12 protein-coding genes and 1 other RNA gene are annotated in these 18,910 nt (G+C 60.5%); 8 read left to right on the top strand and 5 right to left on the bottom strand.

Annotated features, from left to right (window positions below):
- Nucleotides 1–309 precede the first annotated feature (309 nt).
- Nucleotides 310–663 (top strand): hydroxyisourate hydrolase, encoded by a 354-nt coding sequence (gene uraH, locus LCH65_RS19645; protein ID WP_004413963.1) that lies wholly within the window; start codon nt 310–312, stop codon nt 661–663.
- Between the two features lie 109 nt (nt 664–772).
- Entirely contained in the window at nt 773–1,522 is a 750-nt protein-coding gene (locus LCH65_RS19640; RefSeq protein WP_044308605.1) for a GntR family transcriptional regulator, read from the top strand.
- Between the two features lie 568 nt (nt 1,523–2,090).
- Here the strand turns inward: LCH65_RS19640 and guaD are convergent.
- From guaD to xdhA, 4 genes are read right to left on the bottom strand one after another with little or no spacing between them, the layout of a single operon-like run.
- A complete protein-coding gene (guaD, locus tag LCH65_RS19635) occupies nt 2,091–3,404 on the bottom strand; it encodes a guanine deaminase (protein WP_180336254.1) in 1,314 nt (437 codons plus the stop codon).
- A 17-nt stretch (nt 3,405–3,421) separates the two neighbouring features.
- Entirely contained in the window at nt 3,422–4,261 is an 840-nt protein-coding gene (gene xdhC, locus LCH65_RS19630; protein WP_003371452.1) for a xanthine dehydrogenase accessory protein XdhC, read from the bottom strand.
- Nucleotides 4,258–6,777 carry a xanthine dehydrogenase molybdopterin binding subunit gene (xdhB, locus tag LCH65_RS19625; RefSeq protein ID WP_226439734.1) on the bottom strand — a complete coding sequence of 840 codons (2,520 nt, stop codon included), beginning with the start codon at nt 6,775–6,777 and terminating at the stop codon, nt 4,258–4,260. The genes xdhC and xdhB overlap by 4 nt, the downstream gene beginning before the upstream one ends.
- Nucleotides 6,770–8,224, bottom strand: coding sequence for a xanthine dehydrogenase small subunit (gene xdhA, locus LCH65_RS19620; protein WP_226439733.1), 1,455 nt, complete (start codon nt 8,222–8,224; stop codon nt 6,770–6,772). Before xdhA ends, xdhB begins: the two co-directional genes overlap by 8 nt.
- A gap of 276 nt (nt 8,225–8,500) precedes the next feature.
- Here xdhA and LCH65_RS19615 point away from each other — a divergent pair, with 276 nt between their 5' ends.
- The 5 genes from LCH65_RS19615 to LCH65_RS19595 all read left to right on the top strand — a co-directional run bounded on the left by LCH65_RS19615 (nt 8,501) and on the right by LCH65_RS19595 (nt 17,897).
- Nucleotides 8,501–9,160 (top strand): GntR family transcriptional regulator, encoded by a 660-nt coding sequence (locus tag LCH65_RS19615; RefSeq protein ID WP_003371456.1) that lies wholly within the window; start codon nt 8,501–8,503, stop codon nt 9,158–9,160.
- 4 nt (nt 9,161–9,164) lie between these two features.
- A complete protein-coding gene (gene smc / locus LCH65_RS19610) occupies nt 9,165–12,653 on the top strand; it encodes a chromosome segregation protein SMC (protein WP_226439732.1) in 3,489 nt (1,162 codons plus the stop codon).
- Between the two features lie 250 nt (nt 12,654–12,903).
- The gene (gene zipA / locus LCH65_RS19605) at nt 12,904–13,767 is read left to right on the top strand and encodes a cell division protein ZipA (RefSeq protein ID WP_003371459.1); all 864 of its coding nucleotides are present in this window, start codon (nt 12,904–12,906) and stop codon (nt 13,765–13,767) included.
- Between the two features lie 129 nt (nt 13,768–13,896).
- Entirely contained in the window at nt 13,897–16,260 is a 2,364-nt protein-coding gene (ligA, locus tag LCH65_RS19600; protein ID WP_065350246.1) for an NAD-dependent DNA ligase LigA, read from the top strand.
- Nucleotides 16,261–16,730: 470 nt separating this feature from the next.
- Nucleotides 16,731–17,897 (top strand): putative zinc-binding metallopeptidase, encoded by a 1,167-nt coding sequence (locus tag LCH65_RS19595; RefSeq protein ID WP_003371461.1) that lies wholly within the window; start codon nt 16,731–16,733, stop codon nt 17,895–17,897.
- A 56-nt stretch (nt 17,898–17,953) separates the two neighbouring features.
- Here the strand turns inward: LCH65_RS19595 and LCH65_RS19590 are convergent, their stop codons facing one another.
- Nucleotides 17,954–18,442 (bottom strand): GNAT family N-acetyltransferase, encoded by a 489-nt coding sequence (locus tag LCH65_RS19590; protein WP_046719711.1) that lies wholly within the window; start codon nt 18,440–18,442, stop codon nt 17,954–17,956.
- Nucleotides 18,443–18,668: 226 nt separating this feature from the next.
- Here LCH65_RS19590 and ffs point away from each other — a divergent pair.
- Nucleotides 18,669–18,765, top strand: an RNA gene (ffs, locus tag LCH65_RS19585) — signal recognition particle sRNA small type.
- The last annotated feature ends 145 nt before the right edge of the window (nt 18,766–18,910 follow it).

Raw genomic sequence — 18,910 nt, 5'->3', positions numbered from 1 at the left:
TGTATACAATTTTGTTTTCAGCTTGTAACCCTGTACGTTTCTGCACCGAAGCGTCTCGATAAGCGTAAAACAAGCAAGAAACCTGCCTGGCTGGTCAGCTAATCGTAAAAAACCTGATATTTTTCCTCTGCTTCCTATATCTCTGGCCAATCCTGCGCCCAGCCGGCGTCCTGGTCACGGGCTGTTGAACGATCAGGAATTTATTGTGTACAGCTTTTCCCGAAAGTGTCTTAATCGGTCGCAATCGCACGATGTAGAGCACTTCATTGGTGCACTGTTTGACCATGGCCGGATGTGAGGAGTGAAGTTTTGGGAAAATTGACCACACATGTACTGGATGCCGCCCACGGCTGCCCAGGCAGCGCCATCCACATCGAGCTGTACCGGGTCGAAGGCCAGCAACTGCTGCACGTTGTCAGTGCGCTCACCAATAGCGACGGGCGTTGCGATGCGCCGCTGCTGCAGGGCGAGGCCTATCAATCCGGCGTCTATCAGTTGCACTTCAAGGCTGGCGATTATTACCGCGCGCGGGGCGTGGCCCTGAATGAGCCTGCCTTTCTCGATGAGGTGGTGCTGCGCTTCGGCATTGATGCAGGTCAGGAACACTTTCATGTGCCGCTGTTAATCTCGCCATACAGCTACTCGACGTACAGGGGCAGCTGAATACCTCTTGCCCGCCCACACTGCGGGCTTTTTTTGCGCGTGTCTGCGCTTTTGCCCTGTGTACAATGCGCCAGTCCCGATGCCGTCATCCACCTGCGCACGAGTGCCCATGAACGACCAGTCCCTGCCCCTCAAGAAACAGCCGCGCAGCCTTGGCTCAAGCCGTAACGTCACGCAGGACGATGTCGTTTACGAACATGTCTTCGATGCCATTCTGGAACAGCGGCTGGCGCCGGGTACCAAATTGAGTGAAGAGGCGCTGGGCGAGATTTTCGGTGTGAGCCGTACCATCATTCGTCGCGCCCTGTCGCGGTTGGGCCATGAGGGCGTCGTGCTGCTGCGCCCCAACCGTGGCGCGGTGGTCTCCAGCCCCAGCGTTGAAGAGGCGCGGCAGGTGTTTTTCGCCCGGCGTATGGTCGAGAAGGCAATCACTGAACTGGCGGTCGAGCACGCCACTGCCGAGCAACTGGCCGAGCTGCGCCAGATGGTCAGCGACGAGCGCGACAGCTTCGCCCGCGGTGATCGGGGTGCCGGTATTCGTTTGTCCGGCGAATTCCATCTTCAGTTGGCCGTGGCCGCTAGAAACGCGCCGCTGATCAGCTTCCAGCGCAGCCTGGTGTCGCAGACCTCGCTGATCATTGCCCAGTACGAAACCGGCAATCGCACGCACTGTTCCTACGATGAGCACAACCAGTTGATCGACGCCATCGAAGCCCGCAATGCGGCACTGGCCGTCGAATTGATGATGCATCACATGGACCACATCGACAGCAAACTCAACCTTGACGAAGACAGCGCCACGGATGATTTGCATGCGGTGTTCTCGCACGTCATGGGCCGGAAAAAACCGGGCCGTTGAGGCTGTGTGGATGAACAATTATCGTGCGACGCAGAGCGTCGCGACCTGCATTCCCACGCGGAGCGTGAGGAACGATCATCTCAACTATCGTGCTGATGTCCTGCGTCGGTCTGAACAGACAATCCGATTATCGTGCGACGCTCCGCGTCGTCATGCCGTTCCGGACGCTCTGCGTCCTCTTGGCGACGCAGAGCGTCGAGACCTGCATTCCCACGCGGAGCGTGAGGAACGATCGTCTCAACTATCGTGCTGATGTTCTGCGTCGGTCTGAACAGACAATCCGATTATCGTGCGACGCTCAGCGTCGTCATGCCGTTCCGGACGCTCTGCGTCCTCTTGGCGACGCAGAGCGTCGAGACCTGCATTCCCACGCTGGAGCGTGAGGAACGATCATCTTAACTATCGTGCTGATGTTCTGCGTCGGTCTGAACAGACAATCCGATTATCGTGCGACGCTCAGCGTCGTCATGCCGTTCCGGACGCTCTGCGTCCTCTTGGCGACTCAGAGCGTCGAGACCTGCATCCCCACGCTGGAGCGTGAGTGGCGAGAGTTGTCCGGAGAGCAGGTTCAACTCCGCTCATACACCAATCGCCCACCTGACCAGGTCTGCTTCACAGTCCGGTCATCACCAATCGTCATCAGCACGAACAGAATCTCTTCGATGCCTTTGGCTTGCTTCAAACGATACGACAGCAGCGGGGTGGCGTTGTAGTCGAGCACCAGGAAGTCAGCCTCGTTGCCTGGCTTCAGGCTGCCGACCTTGTCTTCCAGGCGCAGTGCCCGCGCGCCGCTCAGCGTCGCCAGGTACAGCGACTTGAATGGATTGAGCCGCGCGCCCTGCATCTGCATGACCTTGTAGGCCTCGTTGAGGGTCTGCAGAATCGAAAAACTGGTGCCGCCGCCCACGTCGGTGCCCAGACCGACATTCACCTTGTGCTTCTCGGCCATCGGCAAGTTGAACAGGCCGCTGCCCAGAAACAGGTTGGAGGTCGGGCAGAAAGCAATCGCCGAACCGGTCTGCGCCAGTCGGGCGCATTGTTCGTCGCACAGGTGCACGCCATGGGCGAACACCGAGCGCTCGCCGAGCAGGTTGAAGTGATCGTAGACGTCCAGGTAATGCTTGCGCTCCGGGAACAGCGCCTTGACCCACTCGATCTCCTGAAGGTTCTCGCTGATGTGGGTCTGCAGGTACAGGCCGGGGTATTCGGTCAGCAACTGGCCGGCCAGACTCAACTGCTCCGGGCTACTGGTTGGCGCGAATCGTGGGGTCACTGCGTAGCTCAAACGCCCTTTGCCATGCCAGCGCTCGATCAAAGCCTTGCTGTCGGCATACCCGGATTCTGGCGTATCGACCAGGTAGTCCGGCGCATTGCGGTCCATCATCACCTTGCCGGCGATCATGCGCAGATCAAGTGCCTGCGCCGCGCTGAAAAACGCCTCGACCGATTCCTTGTGCACGCTGCCGAACACCAGTGCCGTGGTTGTACCGTTGCGCAGCAGTTCCTTGATGAAGATGTCGGCCACCTGTGCTGAATGCGCGGGGTCGGCGAACTGGCTTTCGCAGGGGAAGGTGTAGGTGTTGAGCCAGTCCAGCAACTGCTCGCCGTAGGAGCCGATCATGCCGGTTTGCGGCAAGTGAATATGGGTGTCGATGAACCCCGGTGTGATCAGTGCGTCCGGGTACTCGATCAGCTCGACATCGTCGTCGAGGCGCTCCAGCAGATCGGCAGCGTGACCCACCGAAACGATCTTGCCGTCCTCGACCAGCAGCAAGCCGTCGGCAAAGTATTCACAGGATGCCTCCAGCGCCACTTCGGCCGGGTCGGCGAGGCTGTGAACGATGGCGGCGCGGTAGGCTTTACGGCGGGAAACTGAACTCATGGCACTCTCGTTGTGACTCATTGCGACTGACTGCGGCGCGATGCAGGCAGCAGTCTGGCGATAGGTTCGGCGTTGGCGGTGTGTTGGCCAAAGCTGACATTGTAAGTGGCGATTATTTCCGCGGCGATCGACACCGCGATCTCGATGGGCAGCTTGCCTTTGACCTCGGCCAGGCCCATCGGGCAACGCATGCGTTGCAGCAGACTGGCGTCGAAACCGCGTTCCCGCAAGCGATGTTCGAACTTGACCCGTTTGGTTTTCGAGCCGATCAGTCCGAAGTAACCGAAGTCACCACGCCCGAGGATGGCGGCGGTCAGTTCCAGATCCAGTTGATGGTTGTGGGTCATCACGACGCAATAGGTGCCCACAGGCAGTTGCGCGACCTCGTCGACCGGCTCGTCATTGACGATCTTCATCACGCCATCGGGCATCGACTCGGGGAATTCATGCTCGCGGCTGTCGATCCAGCGCACCCGGCAGGGCAGGCTGGCCAGCAGCGGCACCAGCGCGCGGCCGACATGACCGGCACCGAACACGGCGATCTGCGCGACGGGCTCGCCCATCGGTTCGAACAACAGCACGTTCACGCCGCCGCAGCACTGGCCCAGGCTTGCACCCAGGTTGAAACGTTCCAGGCGCGTCTGCCGTGTGCCGCTGGCAAGCATCTCGCGGGCGATCTCCATGGCCTTGTATTCCAGGTGGCCGCCACCGATGGTGTCGTGGATGCGCTCGGCGCAGACCACCATTTTCGATCCGGCATTGCGCGGCGTGGAGCCCAGCTCCTCGATGATCGTCACCAGAATGCCGGGTTCACCACGGGCCTGCAGCTCGGCCAGGGCGCTGATCCAGTTGTTCATTTCTGCTCCAGGACAGAGTGATCCAGGCCAGGCGCTTTCGCGAGCAAGCTGGCTCCCACGGGGGCATCCTGAATAGGTAAGGGCGAGCCTGGCGAAGCTTCACTTGCCCGCGAAGAGGCGGAAACAATCGGCTCGGCGCCTTCGCTGGATGCGCGACGCGCGGCGCTGTTCTGGCGCATCTGTTCACAGCCCCACAGCACTTTTTCCGGCGTCGCCGGGGCGTCGATGTTTGGTTGATGACGGTAGTCACCCAGGCTCGCCACGGCGTCCTTGATCGCGCACCAGGCGGCGATGCCGAGCATGAACGGCGGTTCGCCAACGGCCTTGGAATGAAACACCGTGTCTTCCGGGTTCTTGCGGTTCTCTACCAGCTTGATGCGCAGATCGAGCGGCATGTCCGCCACTGCCGGGATCTTGTAGGACGCCGGGCCGCTGGTCATCAGCTTGCCCTTGTCATTCCACACCAGTTCCTCGGTGGTCAGCCAGCCGGCGCCTTGAATGTAGCCGCCTTCGACCTGACCGATATCGATGGCCGGGTTCAGCGACGCGCCGACGTCGTGCAGGATGTCGGTGCGCAACATCTTGTATTCGCCGGTCAGCGTATCGACGATGACTTCCACGCAGGCTGCGCCAAAGGCGTAGTAATAGAACGGTCGGCCACGCGCCTGGCTGCGGTCGTAAAAAATCTTCGGCGTCTTGTAATAGCCGGTGCTGGACAGCGACACCTGGCCCATCCATGCCAATTGCGCCAGTTCGGCGAACGGCAGGAACAGCTCGCCGATCCGCACATGGCCATTGCGGAACTCGACGTCCGCTTCGCTCACCTGATAGTGCCTGGCGGCAAACTCCACCAGCCTTTGCTTGAGGATTTCAGCGGCATTCTGTGCCGCCTTGCCGTTCAGGTCCGTACCGCTCGAAGCGGCAGTGGGCGAGGTGTTGGGCACCTTGTCTGTGTTGGTCGCGGTGATCTGGATGCGCTCGATGTCCACCTGGAACACCTCGGCCACGACTTGCGCAACCTTGGTGTTCAAGCCCTGGCCCATTTCGGTGCCGCCATGATTCAGGTGGATGCTGCCGTCGGTGTAGATATGAATCAGCGCACCGGCCTGATTGAGAAAACTGGCGGTAAACGAGATACCGAACTTGACCGGCGTCAGCGCCAGGCCTTTTTTCAGCACCGGGCTGCCGGCGTTGAACGCACGAATCGCTTCGCGGCGCTCGGCGTACTGGCTGCTTTGCTCGAGGTCGGCGGTCATCTCTTCCAGCAGGTTGTGTTCGACCGTCTGGTAATAGTGGGTGACGTTACGCTCGGTCTTGCCGTAATAGTTGGCCTTGCGCACGTGCAGCGGGTCCTTGCCCAGGAAACGTGCAATGCAGTCCATGACCTCTTCGATGGCGACCATGCCCTGCGGGCCGCCAAAGCCCCGGTAGGCGGTGTTGGAGGCGGTGTGCGTCTTGCAGCGGTGGCCGTTGACGGTGGCTTCACCGAGGTAATAGGCGTTGTCGGCATGAAACATGGCGCGGTCGACGATGGACGCCGACAGGTCCGGCGAATAGCCGCAGTTGCCGGCCAGATCCAGTTGTATGCCCTGCAAGCGACCGTCATCATCGAAACCCACGTCGTACTCGATGTAGAACGGGTGGCGCTTGCCGGTCATCTGCATGTCTTCGAAGCGTTGCAGGCGCATCTTGGTGGGCTGGCCGGTCAAGCGGGCAATCACGGCGCACAGGCAGGCCGGGCTGGCCGCCTGGGTTTCCTTGCCGCCAAAACCACCGCCCATGCGCCGCATGTCGACCACGATGCGGTTCATCGGCACGCCCAGCACCTCGGCCACCAGCTTCTGGATTTCCGTGGGGTTCTGGGTCGAGCAATAGACGATCATGCCGCCGTCTTCGGTCGGCATCACCGAAGAGATCTGGGTTTCCAGGTAAAAATGTTCCTGGCCGCCAATGTGCAGGTTGCCCTGCAGGCGATGGGTTGCGCTCGCCAGCGCAGCGGCAGAGTCGCCACGCTTGTGCGTATGGCTGTCGAGCACGAAGTGTTTCTGGCGCAGGGCCTGGACCACATCCAGCACCGGTTCCAGGTCTTCGTATTCGATGATCGCCGCCATGGCCGCCTGGCGTGCAATGTCCAGGTCGCGAGCCGCCACGGCGAGCACCGGTTGCCCGACGAACTCCACCTTATCGATGGCCAGCAGTGGGTCGCCGGGCAGCAACGGCCCGATGTCCTTGAGCCCCGGAATATCCTGATGGGTAATCGCGATGCGTACACCTTCGAAGGCGTAGCAGGGCGAGGTATCGATGCTGACGATACGCGCATGGGCACGCTCGGAAAGACGTGCGTACACGTGCAACTGGTTGGGAAATTCCAGGCGATCGTCAATGTACACCGCTTCGCCGGACACGTGCTTGTCGGCACTGTCGTGCTTGACGCTGCGGCCGACGCCGGTGTTCAGGCCTTGTTGAAATACTGCAAGCATCTCGGCCTGGGTGAGGTGTGGGGAATGCTCAGACATAGTCAGTCACCCGCGTTGGAACGGCTGGGGTCTGTAACTCGATGAAGTACTTGCGCAGCAGGTTTTGCGCGCTCAACAGGCGGTATTCCTTGCTTGCACGGAAATCCGACAGCGGAGTGAAATCCTCGCTCAGTGCAGTGCAGGCGCGTTCGACGGTTGCATGGCTCCATGGTTGCCCGATCAGCGCCTCTTCGCAGGCCGCTGCACGTTTCGGAATCGCCGCCATGCCGCCGAACGCTACGCGAGCCTCGTGGACCACGCCATCTTCCAGGGTCAGGCGAAAAGCCGCGCAGACCGCCGAGATGTCGTCATCCAGCCGCTTGGAGACTTTATAGGCGCGGAAGATCTGCCGCGATGTGGCGGTGGGCACGATGATCTTTTCGATGAACTCGCTTTCCTGGCGGGCCGTGACCTTGTAGTCGATGAAATAGTCTTCCAGCGCCAACGTGCGCTGACTGTTGCCTTTGCGCAGCACGACCTGCGCGCCAAGGGCGATCAGCAGCGGCGGGGAATCGCCGATGGGGGAGGCGTTGCCGATGTTGCCACCCAGCGTGCCCTGATTGCGGATCTGCAACGAGGCGAAGCGCTGCAGTAACTCGCCAAAGTCCGGGTACTCGGCCTTGAGTGCGGCATAACAATCGGTCAGCGGAGTCGCTGCGCCGATCTCCAGGCGGTCGTCGAAACGCTTCACGCCCTTCATCGCGTCGATGTGTCCGACGTAAATCATCACCGGCAACTGTTTGTGAAACTGCGTGACTTCCAGAGCCAGATCGGTGCCTCCGGCCAGCAGGCGCGCCTGCGGATGGCTGTCGTAGAGGTCCGCCAGATCCGCCACGGTCAGCGGAATGAAGCAGCGTTTTTCGCCGTCATTCAGTTCATCGGTGCCGGCCGGAGCGATGGCGCGCAAGCGTTCGACGGTCTGCGCCTGGCGCTGATCGAACTGATCCGGCAGGCGCTGCGCGCAAGACTGCTCGGCGGCGGCCAGAATAGGGCGGTAGCCGGTGCAGCGACACAGGTTGCCGGCCAGGGCTTCGTGGGCCTGATGGACATCGGCTTCGCTGCTGTTCTTTTGCAGGGCAAACAGCGACATCACAAAGCCCGGGGTACAAAAGCCGCATTGCGAGCCATGACACTCGACCATCGCCTTCTGCACGCTGTGCAACTGGCCCTGATGCCTGAGCTCTTCGACGCTGATCAATTGCTTGCCGTGCAGCGACGCCATAAATGTCAGGCACGAATTGAGGCTGCGATAACGCAGCGTTTGCTCGCCGTCAGCGTCACTGTACAACTCGCCCACCACGACGGTGCAGGCACCGCAGTCACCACTGGCACAACCTTCCTTGGTACCGGGCTTGTGTGCCTGCTCACGCAGGTAGGTCAGCACGGTCATGTTCGGATTCAGGCTGCGCTCGGTTTTTAGCTCTTGGTTCAAAAGGAACTGAATCACGGCGCAAAGCCCTCACGTTTATTGTCATCAGACATGTCGATGAATCTATCAGCTCTGTTTATTGGGTCAATTTTTTTCTGACTTAGGAGTCAGGAAATTGAGTTTTTCGGCGATCTGCCGATCAAACAACCTCTGGTTCTTGAATCGCCTGCCGGGTGTATTCAAGGTTTTGCGTATTTCGTGCCAGTTTCCGTGTTTATGGCCCTGCGCCACCCGTGCCGGTTGCGATACACTCCGCGACTTGCATGCTGAACTGGTTTTTTCTGAAGGATAGTCATGACGTTCAAGGCCCCGGACAGCCTCGCTGAGCAAATTGCTCATCATCTTGCCGAGCGGATCATTCGCGGTGAGCTCAAGCCTGGAGAGCGTATTCAGGAGCAGAAAGTCACGCAGGCGTTGAACGTCAGCCGTGGCTCCGTGCGCGAAGCACTGCTGATTCTGGAGCGCCGCCACCTGGTGGTGATCCTGCCGCGTCGTGGCGCGCAGGTCACGGTGCTCAACGCCCATAACGTCACCAGCCTGTGCTGCCTGATGAGCGAGCTTTACATTCTGCTGGCCAATGCAGTGGTCGAGCGCTGGAAGACCGAGGACGATCTTGCGCCGTTTCTGCAGATACAACAGCGTCTGCAGGGCAGTTTCCAGCAGCAGGACGTCAACGCATTCGTCGAAGAGAGCTTCAATGTGATGCGCGCGGCCTATCCGTTCGCCAACAACCCGTACCTCGAGGAAACCGTCGAGAACCTGCAGCCTTCCATGAGCCGCAGCTATTTCCTCGCGCTCGAGCAACGCAAGGCTGATATGGGCGACTACCTGGCATTGTTCGACGAACTGCTTGGCGCAGTGGTGGCGCGGGACATACCGAAGATTCGTGTCGTGCTGGTCAGCTACTGTCAGCGCAGCTGCCAGCTGGTGCTGGCCGCCTTGGCAAAGGGCTGACGCCGTGCGCCTGAAGTGCATCAAGCTGGCGGGGTTCAAATCTTTCGTCGACCCCACCACGGTGAACTTCCCCAGCAACATGGCGGCTGTCGTCGGCCCCAATGGCTGTGGCAAATCCAATATCATCGACGCCGTGCGCTGGGTGATGGGCGAAAGCTCGGCCAAGAACCTGCGCGGCGAGTCGATGACCGACGTCATCTTCAACGGCTCCACCAGCCGCAAACCGGTCAGCCAGGCCAGCATCGAACTGGTCTTCGACAACTCGGACGGCACGCTGGTCGGCGAGTACGCGGCGTATGCGGAAATCTCCATTCGCCGCAAAGTGACCCGCGACAGTCAGAACAGCTACTACCTCAACGGCACCAAATGCCGCCGTCGCGACATCACCGACATCTTCCTCGGCACCGGCCTGGGGCCGCGCAGCTATTCGATCATCGAACAGGGCATGATCTCCAAGCTGATCGAAGCCAAGCCCGAAGACCTGCGCAACTTCATCGAAGAGGCCGCAGGGATTTCCAAGTACAAGGAGCGGCGCCGGGAAACCGAAAACCGCATTCGTCGCACCCACGAGAACCTGGCGCGTCTGACCGACCTGCGTGAAGAGCTCGAGCGTCAGCTGGAGCGTCTGCACCGACAGGCTCAGGCCGCCGAGAAGTATCAGGAATACAAGGCCGAAGAGCGTCAGTTGAAAGCGCAATTGTCGGCCCTGCGCTGGCAGGCGCTGAATGATCTGGTGGGGCAGCGCGAGGCGGTGATTGGCAATCAGGAGGTCGGCTTCGAGGCGCTGGTGGCCGATCAGCGCAGTGCCGATGCCAGTATCGAAAGGCTGCGCGACGGCCACCATGACCTGTCCGAGCGCTTTAACCTGGTGCAGGGCCGCTTTTATTCGGTCGGCGGCGATATTGCCCGCGTCGAGCAGAGCATTCAGCACGGTCAGCAGCGGCTGCGCCAATTGCAGGATGACCTGCGCGAAGCCGAGCGTGCCCGCCAGGAAACCGAATCGCACCTTGGGCACGACACCACCTTGCTCGCCACCCTCGGCGAAGAGCTGGAGATGCTCGAGCCCGAGCAGGAAATGACCAGCGCCGCCGCCGAGGAGTCGGCCATCGCTCTGGAAGACGCCGAAGCGGCCATGCAGGGCTGGCAGGAGAAGTGGGACGTCTTCAATCAGCAATCCGCCGAGCCGCAGCGTCAGGCACAGGTCCAGCAGTCACGCATTCAACAGCTGGAACAGAGCATCGAACGCCTTGCAGAGCGCCAGCGGCGGCTGGCCGAAGAGCGTCAACTGCTGGCCGCTGACCCGGAAGATGCGGCCATTCTGGAATTGAGCGAAGACCTCGCCACCCGTGATATGACCCTTGAAGAGCTGCACATGGGCGAGGAGCAGGCGGTCGAGCGTCTTGAACAATTGCGCGAGGCGTTGCAGCACGCCAGCCAGGCGCAACAGCAGGCGCAGGGCGAGCTGCAACGGCTCAACGGCCGGTTAGCGTCCCTGGAAGCGTTGCAGCAGGCGGCACTTGACCCGGACACCGGCACTGCCGAGTGGCTGCGGGATCAGCAACTGGCCGAACGGCCGCGTCTGGCCGAGGGGCTGAGCGTCGAAGCCGGCTGGGAACTGGCCGTGGAAACCGTGCTTGGCGCGGATTTGCAGGCCGTGCTGGTGGATGACTTCGACGGGCTCGATATGGCCGGTTTTCAGCAGGGCGATCTGCGCTTGATCGGCGCGGGTGCCGACACGGTTCGCGCGCCCGGTAGCTTGCTGGAAAAGGTCGACAGCACGGTTGATCTGTCCGCCTGGCTGGGCCAGGTGATACCGGTGGAGAACCTGGACCAGGCGCTGGCGCGGCGTGCACAACTCAGCGCCGGGCAAAGCCTGATCAGCCGTGACGGCTACTGGGTGGGGCGGCACTTTTTGCGTGTACGCCGCGCCAGCGAAGCGCAGAGCGGGGTGCTGGCGCGCGGTCAGGAATTGCAGCAGCTGGGTCTGGAGCGCGACGAGCGCGAAGCGACTCTGGCCACCCTGGAAGAGCAGTTGCTGGTCTTGCGCGAGCAGCAGTCGCAGCAGGAAGACGCTCGTGAGCAGTTGCGCCGTCGCGTGCAGGACGAAACCCGTCAGCAAAGTGAACTGAAAGCGCAGTTGTCGGCGGTCCGGGTAAAAGTCGAGCAGTTGACCCTGCGGCGCACTCGTCTTGATGAAGAATTGGCCGAGTTGGGTGAGCAACGCGCTGTCGAGCACGAGCACCTCGGCGAATCGCGCCTGCAATTGCAGGATGCACTGGACAGCATGGCGCAGGATACCGAGCAGCGCGAGGTGCTGCAGGCCCAGCGTGATGCGCTGCGTGAGCGTCTGGACCGGATACGTCAGGATGCGCGGCAGCACAAGGATCACAGTCATCAGCTGGCGGTGCGTCTCGGCTCGATCAAGGCGCAATACGATTCGACCCGTCAGGCGCTGGAGCGCCTGCGCATGCAGTCCGAAAGGCTGACCGAGAAGCGCGAGCAACTGAGCCTGAATCTGGAGGAGGGCGAGGCACCGCTCGAAGAACTGCGCCTCAAGCTTGAAGAACTGCTGGAGCGGCGCATGGTGGTCGATGACGAAATGCGCATCGCCAAGAACGCACTCGAAGACGCTGACCGCGAATTGCGCGAGGCAGAAAAGCGCCGCACTCAGGCCGAGCAGCAATCGCAGCTGCTGCGTGGCCAGCTGGAACAACAGCGTCTGGAGTGGCAGGCGCTGACGGTGCGTCGCAAAGCCTTGCAGGACCAGTTGCATGAAGACGGCTATGACCTGCATGGCGTGCTTGCGACACTGACGCCGGAAGCCAGCGAACAGGCTGCCGAGCAGCAACTGGAAAGCATCGCCGGGCGTATTCAGCGCCTGGGCGCGATCAACCTCGCGGCCATCGACGAGTATCAGCAGCAGTCCGAGCGCAAGCGCTATCTGGATGCGCAGGATGCCGATCTGGTCGAAGCGCTGGACACTCTGGAAAACGTCATTCGCAAGATCGACAAGGAGACCCGAAACCGCTTCAAGGATACCTTCGATCAGATAAACAGCGGAATTCAGGCACTTTTCCCAAAAGTTTTCGGTGGCGGCTCCGCTTATTTGGAACTGACGGGCGAAGATTTACTCGATACTGGGGTGACAATCATGGCGCGTCCCCCCGGCAAGAAGAACAGCACCATTCATTTGCTGTCGGGTGGTGAAAAAGCCCTGACGGCGCTGGCGCTGGTTTTTGCCATTTTCAAACTCAATCCTGCGCCGTTTTGCATGCTTGACGAGGTGGATGCGCCGCTGGATGACGCCAACGTGGGTCGCTATGCACGTTTGGTGAAAGAAATGTCACAAACGGTGCAGTTCATCTATATCACCCACAACAAGATCGCCATGGAAATGGCTGATCAGCTGATGGGGGTAACGATGCACGAGCCCGGCTGTTCGCGGCTGGTGGCGGTGGATGTGGAGCAGGCGATGGCGCTGGTGGATGCCTGATTCGACGCCTCGTTTTGCGGGCAAGTGGCTGTCCAGAGGCCTGAAAACGAGACGCTGGTACATGAGATGGCAACTTGGGCGGCGAAGAGACGTAACAGACGGTGTAAAGTTACCTTTGGTCGTGCTAGTTTAGTGACCACTTTTTATTTTCGCGTGGGCGAATTGCCAGTCAGAACATAGACTTGGCACCACGTATTAAAGGGGTTTAGGCCCTTATTTTCAGATTTCTTCATTAGAGGCACTGGATTACATGGAAATCGGTCTGCGCGAGTGGCTGATCGTCATCGGCATAATAGTCATCGCCGGTATTCTCTTTGATGGCTGGCGCCGTATGCGCGGCAGCAAGGGTAAATTGAAATTCAGACTGGATCGGAGCTTCTCCAACCTTCCGGATGAAGAAGAGACCACGTCTGCCGAACTGCTCGGGCCGCCTCGTGTGCTGGATACCCACAAGGAGCCGCAGCTCGACGAGCACGATCTGCCGTCCATGAGCGCCAGCCCGCGTGAAGGCAAGCGTGGCAACAGCGAGAAGCGCAGTGACAAGAAGCGCAAGGATGAGCCACAGCAGGGCGACCTGAACCTGGATCTCGACGGCCCGAGCCTGTTTACCGCACGCGACGACGATTTCCCGGACGACAAGCCGGCCCAGCGCATCACCGAAGACAAGGACCTGCCTCCGGTAGAGGAAGTGCTGGTCATCAGCGTGATCTCGCGCAGCGAAGGCGGTTTCAAGGGCCCGGCGCTGTTGCAGAACATTCTGGAAAGCGGCCTGCGTTTCGGTGAGATGGATATTTTCCACCGTCACGAGAGCATGGCTGGCAACGGCGAAGTGCTGTTCTCGATGGCCAATGCGGTCAAGCCCGGCGTGTTCGACCTGGACGATATCGACCATTTCAGCACCCGTGCAGTGAGCTTCTTCCTCGGCTTGCCAGGCCCTCGTCATCCCAAGCAGGCATTCGACGTGATGGTTGCCGCCGCTCGCAAGCTGGCTCACGAGCTGGATGGCGAACTGAAGGATGATCAGCGCAGCGTCATGACCGCCCAGACCATCGAGCATTATCGCCAGCGCATCGTCGAGTTCGAGCGTCGGGCGTTGACCCAGCGTCGCGGTTGAGCGAACCCTTGGGCAGGTCTCCGATCATGAGCGTGCTGCGGCCCGCTCTGGCGGGGCCTGACCTGAACAGAACAGAGCCAACAGATTAAGCAGCCTCGGCTGCTTTTTTGCTTTTTGAGAGAACACCGTATGAAGGCCGTCGAAACCCGAATCCTCGAACTGCGTGCACAGCTGGATGAGCACAACTACCGCTACCACGTTCTGGATGAGCCGAGCATTCCGGATGTCGAGTACGATCGCCTGTTTCACGAGCTCAAGGCTTTGGAGGCGGAAAACCCTCATCTGGTCACTCCCGATTCGCCGACGCAGCGGGTCGGAAGCGCGGCCTTGTCGGCGTTTACCCAGGTGCGCCACGAAATGCCGATGCTCAGCCTGGGCAACGCGTTCGAAGAAAACGACATGCTCGAATTCGATCGCCGGGTCACCGAGGGGCTGGATCTGCCAGCCGGCGACCTGTTTGGCGAAGGCAGCAAGGTGCAGTACAGCTGCGAGCCCAAGCTGGACGGTCTGGCAGTCAGCCTGCTGTATCGCGACGGCGCGCTGGTACGGGGGGCGACGCGCGGCGACGGCACCACCGGCGAAGACATCAGCGTCAATGTGCGCACAGTGCGCAACATCCCGCTCAAGCTGCAGGGCAAAGGCTGGCCGGATGTGCTGGAAGTGCGCGGTGAAGTGTTCATGTCCAAGGCCGGTTTCGAGCGCCTCAACGCCAGTCAGCTGGAAATCGGCGGCAAGACCTTCGCCAACCCGCGCAACGCAGCGGCAGGCAGCCTGCGTCAGCTGGATTCGAAGATCACGGCCAACCGGCCGCTGGAGTTTTGCTGCTATGGCCTGGGCCAGACGTCGGCGGAAATCGCCGACACTCATATTGGCGTGCTTGAAACGTTGAAAAAATGGGGCATGCCGGTCAGCCGCGAGCTGAAACTGGCGAATGGCGTCGAGGAGTGTCTGGCCTATTACCGCGATATCGGTGAGCGACGCCTGGCGCTGACTTACGAGATCGACGGCGTGGTGTTCAAGGTCAATAACCTGGCAGCGCAGCGCGAACTGGGCTTTCGCGCCCGTGAGCCGCGCTGGGCGATTGCCCACAAATTCCCCGCCATGGAAGAACTGACCGAACTGCTGGATGTCGAGTTCCAGGTAGGCCGCACGGGCGCAGTAACGCCGGTCGCGCGGCTCAAGCCGGTCAAGGTGGCAGGCGTCATGGTCGCCAACGCCACGCTGCATAACATGGACGAAGTGGCGCGGCTCGGCCTGATGATTGGCGACACGGTAATCATCCGGCGTGCCGGTGACGTGATTCCGCAGGTAGTGCAAGTGGTTGCCGAGCGCCGCCCCGAGGATGCCAGGGCGGTGCAGGTTCCACAGACCTGCCCGGTGTGCGGCTCGCATGTCGAGCGCACGCAGCTGATCAAGCGCAGCAAAGGCAAGGAAACCGTCACCGAGGGCGCGGTGTATCGCTGTGTCGGGCGTCTGGCCTGCGGTGCGCAACTCAAGCAGGCGATCATTCATTACGTATCGCGTCGCGCCATGGACATCGAAGGGCTGGGTGACAAGACCATCGAGCAACTGGTCGATGAGAAACTCATCGGCTCGCCTGCCGATCTGTACAAACTGAAATACGAACAGATCATTGACCTGGAAGGTTTCGCGGAAATCTCCAGCAATAAATTGCTCAAGGCCATCGCCGACAGCCGACAGCCGACCCTGGCGCGTTTCATCTATGCCTTGGGCATTCCCGATGTGGGTGAGGAGACGGCCAAGGTCCTGGCGCGTTCGCTGGCGTCGCTGGAGCGTGTCCAACAGGCCTTGCCGGAAGTGCTGACCTACCTGCCGGATGTCGGCCTGGAAGTCGCATACGAGATTCACAGCTTCTTCGAGGACGAGCACAACCGTAGCGTCATCGATGCGCTGCTCGGTGAATGCGGTTTGCAATTGCAGGACCAGGGCGAGCTGGGCGCCGAGTTCGCGGCCAGCACCACGCTGGAAGGGATGATCGACAAACTGCACATTCCGTCGGTAGGGCCGGGTGCTGCGCAGAAACTGGCGGACCGGTTCGGTACGCTGGAAGCCATCATCAGTGCCGACTGGCTGGACATGCGTCAGGCACTGCCGGAGAAACAGGCCAAGTCGGTTCGCGATTTCTTCGACGACAGCGCAAACGCCGAGCGCGCCCGCGCCATCGAAGCCCAGCTCAAGGACTTCGGCATGCACTGGCGCAGCGAGAAAAAAACCGTCGAAGGTTTGCCGCTGGCTGGCCAGACCTGGGTACTGACCGGCTCGCTGGAACGCATGAGCCGCGATGTCGCCAAGGAAAAGCTCGAAAGCCTCGGTGCCAAGGTGTCCGGCTCGGTCTCGGCCAAGACCCACACCGTGGTTGCCGGGCCGGGTGCTGGCTCGAAACTGACCAAGGCCAACGAACTCGGCCTTACCGTGCTGGACGAAGATGCACTGCTCAAACGCTTGACCGAGCTGGGTGTGGCGGTTGATTGAGGAAGACCGACGCTCCGTATGCCCTGATTATCGTGCGACGCTCCGCGTCGTATGCAGTTCTGGACGCTCTGCGTCCGGTCTTGAGTGTGATAGTGCGGCGTAGATCTGTGACGCGGAGCGTCACGCACGGCATTCCCACGCTGGAGCGTGCGGAACGATAATCCCAACTACCGTGCGATGCTCTGCTTAGGCATGTCTTGATTATCGTGCGACGCTCCGCGTCGCATGCAGTTCTGGACGCTCTGCGTCCGATCTTGAGTGTGATGGTGCGGCGTAGATCTTTTGCGCGCAGCGTCACGCACTGCATTCCCACGCTGGAGCGTGAGGAACGATAATCCCGACTACCGTGCGACGCACCGTTTTGGCCCATGAACACGCCGTAAGCCTCATCATCCATGCCGCTCGATAATATTTTGAACCCCTGAAGCGTCGGTATGATCTAGTCCATGCAAGGTCAACGGGAGATCGCCATGTATCGCTTTTTCGAGCAACTGAGTTCACGCATCACCGCCCCATTTGTCGGCGAATCCAAACGTAACAGCAAGGTCTGGCAGTGCACCTGTGGCCAGTCGGTGTTTTTCCCCAATACCCAATGCCTGGCCTGTTCTGCAGCGCTGGGCTACCTGCCTGAGCAGGGGCGTGTCGCTACGCTCGAAGCGGGGCCTGAGCCTACTACCTGGCGCCTGAGCGATGAGCCGGGTGCCGGGTTGTATCGGCGTTGCGCCAACCTCGGCACCCCGGCAGCCTGTAACTGGCTTTTTCCAGAGCATAATTCCGGCGAATTCTGTGTTGCGTGCAGCCTCAATCACACCATTCCCGACCTGTCGGTGGTTGAAAACGGCGAGCGCTGGCGCAAGGTCGAGACCGCCAAACGGCGTCTGGTCGCGCAGCTGATTTCCCTGGGCCTGCAGGTCATTCCCAAGACTGTCGACGAAGAGACCGGCCTGGCCTTCGACTTCGTCGGTGTCGATCTGGAGGGCAACCTGCCAACCACAGGCCATGCCAACGGCCTGATCACCCTGAACATCGAAGAAGCCGACGACGCACACCGTGAAGCGATGCGCGTGCAGCTGCACGAACCCTATCGCACCTTGCTTGGCCATTTCCGTCATGAAGTCGGCCATTACTACTGGGATCGGCTCATCGCCAATACCCACTGGCAGGACAGTTATCGCAACCTGTTCGGCGACGAGCGCGCCAGCTACGCCGACGCGCTCGATCATCACTACCAGAACGGTGCGCCGGACAACTGGCAGGAAAGCTTCGTCAGTGCCTACGCGACCATGCATCCGTGGGAAGACTGGGCCGAAACCTGGGCGCATTACCTGCACATGATGGATGCGGTCGACACCGCGCTGGGGTTTGGCATGAGCGCTCGCGACATGGAGCTCGATTACCAGCCGTTTCCGCTGGAAGTACTTTACGACCCTCAGCATCCGGGCGGCCCGGCGTTCCTGTCGTTCGTCAATGCCTGGATTGAGCTGGCGAGCATGCTCAACGAGTTGTCACGCAGCATGGGGCAGCCGGATTTCTATCCGTTCGTGCTGCCTCAAGCGGTCATCGCCAAGCTGCACTTCATCCACTTGGTGATTCAGGATGCCGGTGGCAAGGCCGATGAGGTTTTGCAGGCCCAGTAACGCGGGCCGTGCCTGACACGCTTCGGCGGCGTGTCAGGCCTTTGTGCCAAAGCGGCTCAAAGCGTCAGGGTCAGCCTGCGCTCGAAACCGATCCGCCCGCGATACGCCTCACCGGTATCGATCCAGCCCTGGCCGGTATAAAGCCCGATGGCGGCCGAGTTGTCCGCATCCACCGACAGCATCAATTGAGTGATGTCCGGCCATTTCAGGCGCAACGCCGCAGGCAACGCTTGCAGGCACGCCTTGCCCAGTCCCTTGCCCTGTTCACGGTGATCGACCTGCAACGCATGCAGTGTCGCCGTCAGAGCCTCCTGAGCCCAGTGCGGCAGACAATCATCGCGCTTGAGCAGGAAGAACCCGACCGGCTTCTCGTCACTGAGCAGCGCGAAGCCGCAAATATTCGGGCTGGGTCTGACCAGAAGCGTATTGAGCGCGGTATAGATGTCGCCGGAGAACTGTATCTGTTCCTGCGTAACCTCAAGGTATCCGAGCTGTTGGCGTTGAGAGGCGCTGAGGTCGTGGTAGTCGACCAATCGAGTCTGCATGAGCAACCTGCTGGCTGATTATGGTTGAGGCGGGCAGGGTACAGGATCGAACGGGGCCGTTTCGAGGATTTGTAACGCTGATGACCGGCACGCATTTGCCTTTCAGCCCCGGCACACAAGTGCTTGAGCCCCCTCGAAATTTTTATCCGCAGCAACGGTTGTAAACTCGCGCAAGACCGGTACAATGGCGCGGCTCGCCAACTGGTGAGTGTCGTTATGGTGACCCCATCGGTCCCCCCGCAACGATTACCCGTGAACCTGGTCAGATCCGGAAGGAAGCAGCCACAGCGGGAACATTGTGTGCCGGGGTGTGGCTGGTGGGGGCACCACCTATCTCAAGGTCCTTTTCTGAAAGTGGCCTGCTCGTAAAAATGAAAGCCTATTCCTGTTTCGACGGTGCCCTGCGCTGGCGAGAACTTCGTGCGTCTGTAAAAACAGTCTGCCCGGCACGGAGATAACCGCCGGATG

The organism is Pseudomonas sp. MWU16-30316, from assembly GCF_020515645.1.
In the GTDB taxonomy this organism is placed as follows: Bacteria; Pseudomonadota; Gammaproteobacteria; order Pseudomonadales; family Pseudomonadaceae; genus Aquipseudomonas; species Aquipseudomonas cerasi.
This window is presented reverse-complemented; position numbering and strand designations above follow the sequence as displayed.

What these genes read in the sequence shown, in the direction of transcription:
- xdhB (WP_226439734.1), bottom strand. Translation starts at nt 6,777, where the DNA reads ATGTCTGAGCATTCCCCACACCTCACCCAGGCCGAGATGCTTGCAGTA.
- LCH65_RS19590 (WP_046719711.1), bottom strand. Translation starts at nt 18,442, where the DNA reads ATGCAGACTCGATTGGTCGACTACCACGACCTCAGCGCCTCTCAACGC.
- guaD (WP_180336254.1), bottom strand. Translation starts at nt 3,404, where the DNA reads ATGAGTTCAGTTTCCCGCCGTAAAGCCTACCGCGCCGCCATCGTTCAC.
- LCH65_RS19640 (WP_044308605.1), top strand. Translation starts at nt 773, where the DNA reads ATGAACGACCAGTCCCTGCCCCTCAAGAAACAGCCGCGCAGCCTTGGC.
- ligA (WP_065350246.1), top strand. Translation starts at nt 13,897, where the DNA reads ATGAAGGCCGTCGAAACCCGAATCCTCGAACTGCGTGCACAGCTGGAT.
- LCH65_RS19595 (WP_003371461.1), top strand. Translation starts at nt 16,731, where the DNA reads ATGTATCGCTTTTTCGAGCAACTGAGTTCACGCATCACCGCCCCATTT.
- xdhC (WP_003371452.1), bottom strand. Translation starts at nt 4,261, where the DNA reads ATGAACAACTGGATCAGCGCCCTGGCCGAGCTGCAGGCCCGTGGTGAA.
- zipA (WP_003371459.1), top strand. Translation starts at nt 12,904, where the DNA reads ATGGAAATCGGTCTGCGCGAGTGGCTGATCGTCATCGGCATAATAGTC.
- LCH65_RS19615 (WP_003371456.1), top strand. Translation starts at nt 8,501, where the DNA reads ATGACGTTCAAGGCCCCGGACAGCCTCGCTGAGCAAATTGCTCATCAT.